At 73.8% G+C, this 12,977-nt stretch carries 12 protein-coding genes; 6 read left to right on the forward strand and 6 right to left on the reverse strand.

From position 1 onward, the window contains the following. Nucleotides 1–446: hypothetical protein (locus tag BG452_RS18465; protein WP_188305425.1), on the forward strand; the 446-nt coding region annotated here is incomplete at its 5' end. 39 nt (nucleotides 447–485) lie between these two features. On the opposite strand, the gene BG452_RS18470 is transcribed toward BG452_RS18465, so the two are convergent. Together BG452_RS18470 and BG452_RS18475 are read right to left on the reverse strand one after the other, a co-directional pair. Beyond that, on the reverse strand, nucleotides 486–1,085 hold the full coding sequence (locus tag BG452_RS18470) for a cation transporter (RefSeq protein ID WP_188305426.1): 600 nt from the start codon (nucleotides 1,083–1,085) through the stop codon (nucleotides 486–488). 58 nt (nucleotides 1,086–1,143) lie between these two features. After that, nucleotides 1,144–3,519: a glycoside hydrolase family 65 protein gene (locus BG452_RS18475; protein WP_188305427.1), complete on the reverse strand. Its 2,376-nt coding sequence runs from the start codon at nucleotides 3,517–3,519 to the stop codon at nucleotides 1,144–1,146. A 185-nt stretch (nucleotides 3,520–3,704) separates the two neighbouring features. Here BG452_RS18475 and BG452_RS18480 point away from each other — a divergent pair, with 185 nt between their 5' ends. Together BG452_RS18480 and BG452_RS18485 are read left to right on the forward strand one after the other, a co-directional pair. Then, nucleotides 3,705–6,431, forward strand: a complete 2,727-nt coding sequence (locus tag BG452_RS18480; protein ID WP_188305428.1) for a bifunctional GNAT family N-acetyltransferase/acetate--CoA ligase family protein — start codon at nucleotides 3,705–3,707, stop codon at nucleotides 6,429–6,431. After that, a complete protein-coding gene (locus BG452_RS18485; RefSeq protein WP_188305429.1) occupies nucleotides 6,428–6,643 on the forward strand; it encodes a hypothetical protein in 216 nt (71 codons plus the stop codon). The genes BG452_RS18480 and BG452_RS18485 overlap by 4 nt, the downstream gene beginning before the upstream one ends. Nucleotides 6,644–6,834: 191 nt before the next feature. On the opposite strand, the gene BG452_RS18490 is transcribed toward BG452_RS18485, so the two are convergent. The 4 genes from BG452_RS18490 to BG452_RS18505 form a co-directional block, all read right to left on the reverse strand. Continuing rightward, complete coding sequence (locus tag BG452_RS18490) at nucleotides 6,835–7,113, reverse strand: SHOCT domain-containing protein (RefSeq protein ID WP_188305430.1); 279 nt, start codon at nucleotides 7,111–7,113, stop codon at nucleotides 6,835–6,837. Between the two features lie 40 nt (nucleotides 7,114–7,153). Then, a complete protein-coding gene (locus BG452_RS18495; protein ID WP_188305431.1) occupies nucleotides 7,154–7,618 on the reverse strand; it encodes a DUF6325 family protein in 465 nt (154 codons plus the stop codon). A gap of 149 nt (nucleotides 7,619–7,767) precedes the next feature. Further along, on the reverse strand, nucleotides 7,768–9,105 hold the full coding sequence (locus tag BG452_RS18500; protein WP_188305432.1) for a DUF2252 domain-containing protein: 1,338 nt from the start codon (nucleotides 9,103–9,105) through the stop codon (nucleotides 7,768–7,770). A 91-nt stretch (nucleotides 9,106–9,196) separates the two neighbouring features. Then, the gene (locus tag BG452_RS18505) at nucleotides 9,197–9,547 is read right to left on the reverse strand and encodes a hypothetical protein (protein ID WP_188305433.1); all 351 of its coding nucleotides are present in this window, start codon (nucleotides 9,545–9,547) and stop codon (nucleotides 9,197–9,199) included. Between the two features lie 292 nt (nucleotides 9,548–9,839). Between BG452_RS18505 and BG452_RS18510 the strand changes: the two genes are divergently transcribed. The 3 genes from BG452_RS18510 to BG452_RS18520 all read left to right on the forward strand — a co-directional run bounded on the left by BG452_RS18510 (nucleotide 9,840) and on the right by BG452_RS18520 (nucleotide 12,607). Continuing rightward, nucleotides 9,840–10,208: an STAS domain-containing protein gene (locus BG452_RS18510; RefSeq protein WP_188305434.1), complete on the forward strand. Its 369-nt coding sequence runs from the start codon at nucleotides 9,840–9,842 to the stop codon at nucleotides 10,206–10,208. Between the two features lie 75 nt (nucleotides 10,209–10,283). Then, the gene (locus BG452_RS18515) at nucleotides 10,284–10,712 is read left to right on the forward strand and encodes a hypothetical protein (RefSeq protein ID WP_188305435.1); all 429 of its coding nucleotides are present in this window, start codon (nucleotides 10,284–10,286) and stop codon (nucleotides 10,710–10,712) included. A 587-nt stretch (nucleotides 10,713–11,299) separates the two neighbouring features. After that, on the forward strand, nucleotides 11,300–12,607 hold the full coding sequence (locus BG452_RS18520) for a cation:proton antiporter (RefSeq protein WP_188305436.1): 1,308 nt from the start codon (nucleotides 11,300–11,302) through the stop codon (nucleotides 12,605–12,607). The last annotated feature ends 370 nt before the right edge of the window (nucleotides 12,608–12,977 follow it).

A 12,977-nucleotide genomic window follows, 5' to 3' on the forward strand; every position in this document is an offset into this window, starting at 1 on the left:
CCGTGGTCGCGGCCCTGTTGGTCTACCGCGCGGAGACGCACACCGCGCAGCAGACCGCGCGGCACCGGCATGTCGTCACCGCCGTCACCACGGGTGCGGCGCTGTCGGGTACTTCACGTACCGGCGGCGTCCGGGAGTTCGCCCCGGTCAGCTGGACGTACCCCGTCGGGCCCGGCAAGGGGAGCGTGGCCGTGCCGGACGGGACTCTCGCCGGCACGCCCGTGCGGATCGATCTGAACGACGCCGGGGACCCGGTCGGCGGGCCGAAGCCGATCGACATGATCCTCACGGACACCCTCCTGGTCGGCTTCGGCACGGTGACCGTGCTCGGTTTCGGCGCGGAGGGTGCCTTCGCGTTGCGTCGCCGCGCGTTGGACCGGCGGGCGGAGAGGGGCTGGGAGACTGCCTGGGAGCTGGTGGAGCCGCGCTGGTCCGGGCGTCGGTGACGACGCGCGGGGCGCGCGGTGGGTCGGTGCCCGGCTGGTTCAGTGGTCGCCGAAGAAGATCTCGCGGACCTCGCGGGCGGCGTAGTAGACCAGCACGTAGCCGGCGGCGGGGTCGGCCCACCACCAGCCGAGGGTGCTGTTGAGGACCAGACCGAGCAGGACCGCCGTGGCGAGCAGGCCGTCGACCAGGGTGACCCGGCCCTCGGTCCTGAGGACGGGGTTGTCCAGGGCGGTGCCGGTGCGGGTCTTGCCGTAGGCGAGGGCGAACATCACGGCGGCGGTGACGGCGGTCCAGGCGATGCCGAGCGTGGAGTGGTGCGGGTGGAAGCCGCTGACCAGGACGGTCGTGGACTGCGCGAGCAGGTAGAGGCCGAGCAGTGCGAAGCCGGCCCCGATCAGCCTCAGCGCCCGCTTCTGCCGGTCCTCGCCGCTGCCGGACAGCTCCCAGAGCACGACGGTGGAGGCGCCGATCTCGATCAGGGAGTCCAGGCCGAAGCCGGCCAGCGCGACCGAGCGGGCGCCGATCGCGGCGACCGCGAGGATCACGATGCCGATCACGTTCCAGCCCAGCGTCGCGTACTCGAGGGCGAAACCCCGGCGGAGCAGAGTGCGGTGGGAGGTCGCGGTCACGTCGGTCACGGTCGGATTCTGCCAGAGCCGGAGCCAGAGCCAGAGCCGGAGCCCGGCGCCGTGGACGTCAGAGGTGGAAGCGCCGGGTCCCGCCGGGTCGGATGGTCGCCTCCGCGCCGCGCACCCGGATCCGGACCGGTTCCTGGCGGTCCTCGCGCAGGCTCACCGTGACGGTCCGGCGGTCGACGGCGATCGTCAGGCCCCAGTGCCCCCGGTAGCGCAGGTCCAGCTCCAGCCGGCCGAGGGCGGACGGCAGATGGGGGTCGAGCCAGAGGGCGTCCTCGCGGACCTCCAGTCCGGTGTAGCAGCGTTGCAGCAGGTCGACCGCGCCCGCCATGGCGCCCAGATGGACGCCCTCGGCCGTGGTCCCGAGCTGGCTGTCCCGCAGGTCCGCGACCAGGGCGTCGCGGAAGTGGTGCCAGGAGGCGCGGCGGTCGGAGCGGGTGAGCACCCAGGCGTGCACCACCGAACTGAGCGTCGAGCCGTGCACAGTGCGCCGCAGGTAGTAGTGGGTCGTGCGGCGCAACAGCTCGTGCCCGGCCGGGTGGCCGAGGCGGCGCAGCAGGTCCCGGACCTCACGGGCGGAGAACAGGAACCAGAGCATCAGCGCGTCGGCCTGCTTGGAGACCTGGTAGCGGTTGACGGTGTCGCCCTCGGCCTCCAGGATCCGGTCGAGCCGGCGCAGGTCGGGGTAGCGGCGCCGGTAGCCCTCCCAGTCGAGTTCGGCGAGCCGCTCGTAGCCGTCGAACTGGCTCAACACGCCCTCGTGGAAGGGGACGTGGAGGTGGCGGCCGACGTCCTGCCAGCGGTCCAGTTCCCGGTCGTCCAAGGCGAGGCGTTCGCGCAGCTCGTCGCGCCGGTGGCCGGGCAGGACGTCCAGGGCGTCCTGGGCCCGGGCGAGCACCCAGGAGGCCAGCACGTTGGTGTACGCGTTGTCGTCCAGGCCCGGCCGGTCCGCCCACGGGTAGGCGTCGTGGTACTCGTCGGGGCCCAGTACGCCGCGGATCGACCAGTGCCCCCGGGCCGGGTCGTGGACAGCGGCCGAGGACCAGAACCGGGCGATCTCCAGCAGCATCTCGGTGCCGGCCGTGGCGAGGAAGTCCCGGTCCCCGGTTGACTGGTAGTACTGCCAGATGTTGTACGCGACGGCCGAGCCGACGTGCCGCTGGAGGTGGCTGTGGTCGGGCAGCCAGCGGCCGGACAACGGGTTGAGGTGCAGCTGTTGCGACTCCTCCCGGCCGTCGGCGGCACTCTGCCACGGGTACGCCGCCCCGCGCAGCCCGAGCGAGTGGGCCTCCCGTCGGGCGGCGTCCAGGCGGCGATGGCGGTAGCGCAGGACGGCGCGGGCCAGCTCCGGGAAGCGCAGGTTGAAGAGCCGCAGCACGAACAGCTCGTCCCAGAACACGTGGCCCCGGTACGCCTCGCCGTGCAGGCCGCGGGCCGGGATGCCGACGTCCAGGTCGACGGAGTGCTCCGAGTAGGTCTGGAGCAGGTGGAACAGGTTCAGGTGCAGCGGGCCGGCGCCGTCGAAGTCGGCTTCGATGCGGCAGCGGCGCCACAACTCTTCCCAGCGCAGTGTGTGTTGGGCGAGAAGTTGGGCGAAGGCCCCGGCCTCGGCGGCGAGTTGGCGGGAGGCGCGCAGCGGGGTCTCGATGGCCCGGTCGTGGGAGGTGTACACCGCGACCGTCTTCGTCACGGTGACGGGCTCGCCCCGCACGGCGTTCAGGGTGAGGAGGTGGGCCGCCCACCCCACGCGGCACTCGGTGGTCACCCGCGCCCGGCCTCCAGGCATCCGGTCCGCACTCGTCCGGGCGCACAGGGCGATGCGCAGCGGTGAGCCGATCGCCTCGCTCTCCAGCCAGAGCAGCCCAATGTCGTCGACCCCCTGACCGGCCGGGGTGAGGTGGCGCTCGGTGAGCCCCCGGTAACGGCGGACACCGGTGTTGGCGACATCGCCGTCCAGGCCGGAGCGGACCTCCAGCGGCCCGGACCAGTTCTCCGGCGTGAAGGTGCTCTCCAGCGCGAGCAGGTGCGGCTGCGCCTGGCTGGCGAGGCGGCGCTGAACCAGCCCGGTCCGCCGGCCCAGTGCGTCCACCACCAGCGCCCGTCGGGTCAGCACGCCCCGGCGCAGGTCCAGTTCCAGGGTCTGTTCGGCCGGGGGCCCGGTGAACCAGGTGCCGCCGGCCGGGCGGAAGGTCAGCGGCAGCCAGTTGGGGCCGTTGACCAGGTCCTCGTTGGAGACGGTGCGCCCGGCGACGGTCGACTCCGCTTGGTCGTAGCAGCCTGCCAGGTACGTCCCCGGGTAGTGGACGCCGTCCGCGACGGACTCCGGCGCGGCGCCCCGGCTGACCAGGTAGCCGTTGCCGACGGCGCACAGCGCCTCGCGGAGCCCCTCCTCGCCGGGGTCGAAGCCCTGGTAGCGGAGCGTCCACGGATCCGGCATGTCGGGGTACCCCGGCGGCGGGTCCGATGCCACGAGGTGACCTCCCGTGTCGACTGACCTTCCTCCAGTCTGCGCACGGCGCCGCCGGGCCGCCCGGCGGCCTGCGTAGGGTCGGTCGGCCCTCGTGGCGTGCGGCACCGGCGTGGAGGCTGGAGGGGTAGAACGGCGACGGCCGAGGAGGCGCCATGTCCATCGTTCACCCGCCGCGGGTGACCGCCGAAGCTCTGCTGGCCGACGGCACCACCGTCGAACTCGGCCCGCTCGGTCCGGGCGACCACCGCGCGGTGCTGGACCTGCACGCCGAGGGGATGTCGGAGGAGAGCCGCCGGATGCGGTTCTTCGGGGTGAGCCGCAACGCGCCCGCGCAGGCCGCCGACCGGCTGTGCGGGCCGCCCCGGGCGGGCCTGCTGGCGCTCGGTGCCTGGGTGGGGGAGGAGCTGATCGGGGAGGCGGACTGCGAGCTGCTGGACCAGCCGCCGGCGACCGCCGAGCTGGCTCTGGCGGTGGCGGACCGCTGGCACGGCCGGGGCGCGGCCACCCTGCTGCTGGAGCACCTGGTGCACGCCGCCCGGGCCGCGGGCGTCCGCTTCTTCGAGGCCGACACCCTGTTCGGCAACCGGGCCGTCCACCGGGTCTTCGCCGACCTCGGGCTGCCGGTCGAGCGCCGGTACACCCAGGGCGAGGTCAGGATCCGGGTGCCGCTGGACGACGAGGTCGGCGAGCGCTACCGCTCCGCCGTGGACGAGCGCGGCCGCCGCGCCGACGTCGCGAGCCTGGCCGCGCTGCTGCGCCCGGCGTCGGTGGCGGTGATAGGGGCGTCCCGGCGGGCGGGTTCGGTCGGCCGGACCGTCCTCGGGCGGATCCGGCGGGGCGGCTTCGTGGGGGAGGTGTGGGCGGTCAACCCGCACACCGGGGAGATCGACGGCCGGCCGGCGTATCCCTCCGTCCGCGCGCTGCCCGCCGTGCCCGACCTCGCGGTGCTGGCCGTGCCCGCGGGAGCCGTGCCGGCGGTGGCCGAGGAGTGCGGCGCTGCCGGAGTCCGGGCGCTGCTGGTGCTCACCTCCGGCCTCGGACCGGAGCAGGCTCGCGCCCTGATGCACGCCTGCCGTCGGCACAGCATGCGCCTGGTCGGACCGAACAGCCTCGGCATGGCACAGACCGACCCCGCCGTCCGGCTGGACGCCGAGTTCGGCGGGGCCTTCCCCCGGCCGGGCACCGCCGGGGTGGCGGTGCAGAGCGGCGGGGTGGGGATCGCGCTGCTCCAGCGGTTGGCCTGGCTGGGCATCGGGGTGTCGAGCTTCGTCTCGCTCGGCGACAAGTACGACGTCAGCGGCAACGACCTGTTGCAGTGGTGGGAGGCGGACGGCCGCACCGACCTCGCGCTGCTCCATCTGGAGTCCTTCGGCAGCCCGCGCGCCTTCGCCCGCACCGCCCGGCGGGTCACCCGGACGATCCCGGTGCTGACGGTGGACGCCGGGCGCTCCACCGCCGGCCGCCGGGGCGCCGCCTCGCACACCGCGGCCGCCGCCACCCCCACCGTCACCCGGGAGGCGCTCTTCCGGCAGGCCGGGATCACCGCGACCCGCAGCATCGAGGAACTCGTCGAGGTGGCGGCCCTGTTGCACGCCCAGCCGCTGCCCGACCCGCGCGGCGCGGTGGCCGTGGTGTCCAACGCGGGCGGCATCGGCATCCTGGCCGCCGACGCCTGCGCCGAGGCGGGGCTACTGTTGCCGGAACTCCCCTCCGAACTTGCGAAGTTGCTTCCGCCCGGGGCCTCTGTCCGTAATCCGGTGGACACCACGGCGGCGGTGGGTCCGACCGAACTCGCTTTGTTCCTGCGTGCGTTGGAGCGTGAGGAGGCCGTGGACGCGATCCTGGTGTGCATCGCGCCGACGGCGCTGTGCGAGAGCCCCGGCCAGGATCCGGTGCGCGCCCTGCTGGAGGGTCCGGCCCGGCGCCGGGTCCCGATCGCGGCGGTCCTGCTCGACCAGCAGGTGCCCGTGCGCTACCGCGGCTGCGCCGACGGCGGCATGCTGCCCGCGTACTCCGACGGCCTCTCCGCAGCCCGCGCCCTCGCCCACGCCCGGGACCGCGCCCGTCGGCTCGCGGAGCCGTTCTCGCCGCCGGCCGACGCCCCGGACTGCGACCGGCGCGCCGCCCGCAGCTTGGTCGACGGCCATCTCACCGCCCATCCTGAGGGAGGCTGGCTCGACCCGCTCTCCACCGCCGATCTGCTGGAGGCGTACGGGCTGCCGCTCACCACGACCGTCTGGGCCCGCGACGAGCACACCGTGTCCGTCGCCGCCACCGGCCTGCGCCGGCTCGGGCACGAGGGGAAGGTCGCGCTCAAGGCGTACTGGCCCGGGCAGGTGCACAAGAGTGCCTCCGGGGCGGTCCGCACCGGCCTTGGCAGCGATGCCGAAGTGCGTTCCGCCTACCGGGAGTTCACCAGTCGGTTCGGGGGAGAGCTGGCGGGAGCGGTGGTCCAGCCGATGGCCGCGCCCGGTATCGAACTGCTCGCGGGCGTCGTCCAGGACCAGGTCTTCGGCCCGCTGATCGTCCTCGGCCTGGGCGGCGCCGCCGCCGACGTGCTGGCCGACCGGGTGGCCCGGCTCGCCCCGCTGAGTGAGCGGGACCTGACCGCCATGGTCGCCGAACTACGCAGCGCTCCACTGCTGTTGGGCAACGGCGGGGAACCTCCGGTCGACCTGGCGGCGGTGCGGTCCGTCCTCGCCCGGCTGTCCCGGCTCGCCGACGACTTCCCCGAGCTCGTCGAGGCCGACCTCAATCCTGTCATCGCCCGCCCCGACGGCGCGCTCTGCGTGGACGCCAGGGTCCGCCTCGAACGCCGGCCGTCCTTCGACCCCTACCTGCGACGACTGCGGCGTCCGGCGGCGGCCGAAGCGGAGTGAACCGCCAGGAAACACAGCATCCTCGACGGCTCGGACTCGACGGCTCGGAGGCCGACACCTTCCCGGCCTCCGAGCCGGTACGACCACCCGGCCGCACGCTGGTCCGCACCTGCATGAGCCGGCCCGGCGTCGCCGTCACCCCCGGCGCCGACTTCGCCACCGTCACCGCCGTGCTGATCGCCTCCGACACCGCACCGCTGCCGCACCGCTGACGGTGCGCCGGCCCTCGACGGTGACCGCCCTGGTCCGGCGCTTGGGGATCGTGCGGCGGGGGCGGGGTCTGTCGCTCACGGCCGGCCAGTGTGAGATGCCCCGGCCGCGGAAGCGCGGCCGGGGCTGGGGGCGTCGGTCGGTGCGTTCGGCCGGTGCTCCCCGCTCCGGCCGTCGGCTCCGCCTCGGACGGTCAGGCGCCGAGGATCTTCGCCTTCTGGGCGGCGAACTCGGCTTCGGTCAGCACTCCCTGTTCCTTGAGGGCGGCGAGCTTCTGGAGCCGGTCGATCGTGTCGTCGGTGCTGGTGGGGGCCGCGGCCGGCGGTGGTGCCTGGTAGGTGGCGGCCTGTGCGGCCGTCGCGTCCTGCTGGGCCCACCGGCCGGCTTGCCGCCGCGATACGCGGTTGGACACGGCTGTCGCCGTTCCGGCGATCGCGGCGGTGCGGGCCACTCCTCGAATCAGTCCGGGCATGGGATCCTTCTCCTTCGTCGTTGGCGCGGGATGTGCGCGGTCAGGCCGAGCCGTCGGTGACCTCGACGGCTTCCAGCGCCGCCAGCACGGACTGGACCGGGATCCGGCCGCCGGCGACGAACTGGGCGCCGGCGCGGCGCAGGGCGGCCGCCAGGGGGGCGGCCCACAGGTTCTCGTAGACGAGGACGGCGGCGGAGCTCCCGGGCTCCAGGGCGTTCGCCGCCTCGCTGATGTCGTCGTCGCCCAGCAGCCCCGACGAGGCGCCTTCGAACACGGTGAGGTCGAGCTGTCCGTCGCCGTCCAGATCGGCGACCTCCATCGCGGTGAAGGAGCCGTCCGATTCCTTCCTGACGAAGGTCAGGTCCAGGATCCGGATGATGCCCCGGTCGACCAGGTCGAGGAGCAGGGGCATGCCCTCACCGGTCAGACGGGTACCGGGGAACTCGACGACCAGGTAGTCGATCGGGCCGAGTTCGTTGATGTCGTCGGCGGAAGCGTTACTCATGGCAACTCCTTTGCGGAGGGAGAGGGTTGGGCGCGGAAGGGGAGCTCACAGCGCCTTCCGCCGGCTGGCGCGCCTTCCGGAGGCTGTCCGGCCGACTCGTGGTGGACCGGCGGACTCGTGGCAGCGAGGCCGTTCACACCCCGGACCGTTCACACCCCGGCCCGTGCGGTGATCCGGCCCTCGGCGATCGCGGCGGTGAGTGCGGCGTGGTCGGAGCGGGTCTGCTCGGCGTAGGCAAGTGCGAAGTCGGCGACGGCCCGTTCGAAGACGTCGCCGGCACCCAGGTAGGCGGCGATGGCGACGCGGTCCCCGGAGCGTGCGTGGCCGCGTGCGAGGGTGCGGCCGCACAGGTCGGCGTATTGCTCCAGGAGGGACCGGGGCATGCCGTCGATCACGGCGGAGCCCTTCATGTCCCGCAGTTGCCGCCAGTAGAAGTCGCGGCCCGCCGGGCCGGTGGCCCAGCCGAGGAAGATGTCACCGGCGGCCTGGAGCCGGCGTTGTCCGTCGACCACCCGCCGCCCCTGGTGCCGGTGGAGGCTGGGCGGGAGGTGCGGCTCCAGCACCGAGCGTTCCGCCTCCTTCACCTGGAGGAAGAGCGGCTCGCCGGTGAGTCGTCCCCGGAAGAGGCCGATGTAGCAGCGCGTGCCGACGCTGCCCACGCCGACCACCTTGCGGGCGGCGTCGATCAGCTCGAAGCGGTCCAGGAGCGCCGCCCGCTCGTCGGAGAGGGTGGCGCGGTAGTCCGTGAGGATCTGGTGGAGCTGGGACACGTCCTGCGGGTCCACCGGTTCGAGCAGCGGCGGGTCGTGGACGATGCGGGGCTCACCGTCCGGGCCCGGTTCGGTGAGTTTGGCCAGGGCCTGCAGGCTGGTGCGCCCGCGTGCCTTCGCCAGGGCGCCCTCGACGCGCTTGCGGTACTTCGGCACCTGGACCTGCGGCAGGAGATCGGCGGTGTCGACCCGCTCGTACCAGACGTCGAGTTCGCCCAGGCTCGCGAGCCGTCGCATGGCGATCCGGTACGCCCGGGCGGATGCCAGAGCGGCGGCCCACGCGGATGCGTCCGGTTCGTCGTTCTCGCGCGCGGCCACGGCGACACTGGCGGCCAGGCGTTTGACGTCCCACTCGAACGGGCCCGGGAGGGTCTCGTCGAAGTCGTTGAGGTCGAACAGCAGGGCGCGCTCGGGCGAGGCGAAGAGACCGAAGTTGCACAGGTGCGCGTCCCCGCAGAGCTGGACGGTGAGCCCGGTGTTCGGGGAGGCGGCGAGGTCCGCGGCCAGGATGGCGGGCGCGCCCCGCAGGAAGGCGAACCGGGACGCGGCCATGCGGCCGTACCGGATCGGGACCAGCTCCGGGACACGGGAGGCGGCCTGCTGCTCCAGGACGTCGACGGGGTCGGACCGCTCCGGTGCGGGGGCCCAGCTCCCGAGGGCCGAGCGCGGCAGGCGCTTGCGGGCCTGCCGCCCCGCTGCGACGGAGTCGGTGGTCATCGGTTCCACCTGGCCAGTGTCGCCGCGCTCCGGCCCAGCCGGGTGCCCGAGGCGGCCGATCGGGTGCACGCTCCGGTCGTTGCGGGCGTCATCAGCGCGGCTGCGGGCCGGTCGGGTGCACGACCGTCCTGGTGCTCTCGACGACGCGCGCGACGGCGTGCGCCATCGCGCCGACGATGACGAACAGGCTGGTGATGAGGATCCAGCCGTCCCGCTCGTTGACGTCGGGGCCGGCAGGGGGAGCGGCGCGGTCCGACACGGACGCACGCTGGGGAGCGGGGCGCACCATGTCCTTGGCGATCGCGACGACGCCCGACAACGCGTGCGCGACCGCGCCGGCGACGAGCGCCGAGGTACCGAGGACGACCCAGTCGACACGTCCGAGTTCGGTGGAGCCGGGCGCGACGGTGAGACGTGATGTGCGGTGGTGGATGCCGGGCATTGGTCTCGCCTCCTTCGGTGAGTGCGATGGGACGATCCCTCCCTTCCGACGTTCACAGAAGACGGCCGGGGCGCCATGGGCCGTTCGGCCCAGATATCGCGGGTCGGACGGCAGGGGGACCGTGTGTGACGGCGACGCTCCCGAGCGGAGTCAAGACCCTCGCGGGTAAAGGCCGTTCGGGCCCTTGACGCGGTCCGGTCGGCCCACGACCGGGTGACAGGCCCGGTCCTACGGTGGACGTAGGGCCTCCGGTCCGAGGCCTTCCGCCAGCCGAGCTTCCGGGGTGATCGTGATGAGAGACGACGACCTACTCCGCACCAGGGCCACGATGTGCCGGGACACCGCGTCGGTGTCGTTGGAAGGCGAACTCGACATCGCGACGACGCCGCTCGTGGGCGATGCCGTCGCCCGGGCCATCGCGGCTCGTCCGCATCGGCTGGACCTCGACGTCGCGGGCCTCACCTTCTGCGACGCCGCCGGTGTGCGAGCACTCCTCCAGGCCCGCCGGGTCTGCCGCGTCCACCACGCGGAGTTCCGTCTCATCGGCATCCAGCCGAGGTTCCAGCGCGTCCTCGCCCTGCTCCGGGTCGCCGAACTCCTGCCCGCTCCACCGGCGCCGAGCCCGAGCCCGGCGGCCGCCCTCTCCTCGGAGCCCCTGTGAACCGGCTTTGCCTCTCTCTCCCGCTGCCCGTCTCCCGTTCCGGGCCAGGCGGCCGTTACCGAAGGAGTCCGTGTCATGACCAGTAGCGCCACCGAAGCGTCCCGCACCACCCCGGTCCCCGAACCGCGCCCCTTTGCGACCGGGTGGACGATCTTCGCGGCGATCATGCTGACCGCCGGCGGCATCATGGCGATCTTCCAGGGGATCGCCGGCATCGCCAAGGACAGCCTGATCGTCGTCACCCGGCACTACGTGTACTCGATGAACACCACAGGATGGGGATGGATCCATCTGATCCTCGGCGTCGTGGTCGTCCTGGCGGGCGTGGCGCTGTTCAGCGGCGCCGCCTGGGCCCGTGTCGTCGGTGTCATCGTCGCCGGGCTGGGAATGATCGCCAACTTCCTGTGGCTGCCCTACTACCCGTTCTGGGCGATCGTCCTGATCGCGATCGACGCCTTCGTCATCTGGGCGCTGTGCGTCGGAACGACCAGACAAGAGGCCTGACGGCCCCGGACGGCGACCGTTCCGGGTCCCCGCACGGCTTCGGCCGTGCGGGGACCGTCCTTCCGCGTTCGTCGGGGCCGGATTCGAAGTCCCCGGCAGCCGGGCCAGTCGGCCCTGGCCCGGCTGGCCAGCCCGGGCGTGCTCGCTGGCGCGATGGTGTTCGGCCTGTCGGGCGGCCCGCCGTTCGGCGAAACGGTGCCGGGGTTTCACCTGCCGGGGGCGGGTCCGGGCCCCGGGGCGCATCCCGGTCGCGGTCGCCCGGGAGCGCGCGGCCATACGGCCGTACCTCCTCCGGACGGACCACCCCGGGGTGCCGGTGGCCGGGGTCTACGGGGCAATGGTGGTCAGCGGTGCCACGGCCGCGCGGAGAGCCGGGAGAACTGATGAACGAGCCGCCGGGCCTCCGTCCGCACGGGGGACGGACGAGGCGGGCAACAGCGGCTCGCCCCCCGGGGCCGGGCGCCCCGCCATGGCCGGGCGGATCGTCATGAGCACGGTCTCGGCCGTGCTGATCACGGTGAGCTGCATCCTGGTGCCGGTCTCGCTGCTCGCCGCGTCCGGACGGGTGGGCGAAAGTCGCGGTACCGGTGAGTGACGCCGGGTGGGCAGGGGTGGCGGTGGCCGGTGTCACCGCCGCCTACGCACTCGGTTCGCGACGGCTGGCGGGCACACCGGTGTCCGCGGCCATCGTGTTCGTCGGGGCCGGCGTCCTGCTGGGGCCGGTCGGCCTCGACCTGATCAGCCTGGAACACGACCCCGGGCCGCTGCTCACCCCCCTGGAAGCCGCCCTGACCCTGGTGCTGTTCACCGACGCCATGGCCGTGCGTCCCCGGGACCTGCGCACCGGCGCCGCCCTCCCGGGCCGACTGCTCGGCATCGGCCTGGTGCCCAGCATCGCGCTGGGCTGGCTGCTGGCCTGGCCGCTGCTGCCCGGGCTCACCGGGTGGGAGCTCGCGCTGGTGGGCACCGTCCTCGCCCCTACCGACGCGGCGCTCGGCAGCAGCGCGATCGCCAACCCCCGGGTGCCGGGGCTGGTGCGCCAGGCCCTGAACGTGGAGAGCGGGCTCAACGACGGCATGGTGCTGCCGTTCTTCGTGCTCTTCCTGGCGGCCATCCCCGGCACCCCGTACGCCGAGGAGGGGGCCGACGGGACCTTCTGGAGGGCGCTGCTGCTCAGCACCGTCCTCGGCCTGGCGGTCGGGGGTGGTGGCGGCCGGCTGCTGCGGTGGTCGCTCGAACACGGCTGGATCACCAGGGAATGGCGTCAGCTCCTCGTCCTCGCGGTGGCCGCGGCGTCCTACGGCTTGGCCGCGGTCACCCACGGAAGCGGCTTCATCGCGGCCTGGGTGGCCGGGTTCGCCTTCGCGTACGCGAAGCGCGGCAGCGGGCCGGCGGTGCCGGACCGTGATGACACCGCCGACTTCGCCGAGGACCTGGGCAACCTGCTGGCCCTGCTGAGCCTGCTGGTCTTCGGCGCCGTGCTGCTCGGCCCGGCACTGGAGCACCTCAGCTGGCGCATCGTCGGCTACGCCGTGCTCAGTCTCACCGTGGTCAGAATGGTCCCGGTCGCCCTCTCCCTCGCCGGAACCGGGCTCAAGGCGCCCACCGTGGCCTACGTCGCGTGGTTCGGGCCGCGCGGTCTGGCCTCGGTCGTGCTCGGGCTGCTGGTCGCGGAGCAGCACATCCCGGGGGTGGAACTGATCGGCCGGGTGGTCGCGGTCACCGTCGGCCTCAGCGTGATCCTGCACGGGGTGTCCGCGGTGGTGCTCTCGGACCGCTACGGCCGCTGGTACGAGCGCGCCGCCGAGCGTGACCCGGGCCTGCGGGAGAGCGCTCGCAGGCCGCCCGCGATCCGGCGCCGCTGGGTCGACCCGACCGGCTCACCGGGGGAGTGAGGCCGCCGCCCGGTGTCATACCTCACCCGGTCAGCCCCCGTCGGCCACGCCCAGCGATGAGCCTTCGCCCGCCTGCTCGGCTGGCCCGCCTGGCATGGCGACACCGATCGGCCCGCGCCCGCCGGGGCCGCTGCTCGCCCCTGACCGCAGATCCCCGATTCACGAACAGGACCCGCCCCTGCCCACGCCCTCGAGCCTCGCGGCCGACGGGCCGGGCCGCGGACGCGTTGGCGGACGCCGCCCGCACCGCCGACCTGCTCGTACTCGGCCGCACCGGGCACCGCCTGGGCCCGGTCACCGGGCGGTGATCCACCGCGCCTGGTGTCCGGTCGTCGTCGTCCCGCGTGGCTGACCCGGTGCGCCCGGTCGC

Origin of the sequence: Streptomyces sp. CBMA123 (assembly GCF_014596465.1) — a bacterium.
Taxonomy (GTDB): Bacteria; Actinomycetota; Actinomycetes; order Streptomycetales; family Streptomycetaceae; genus Kitasatospora.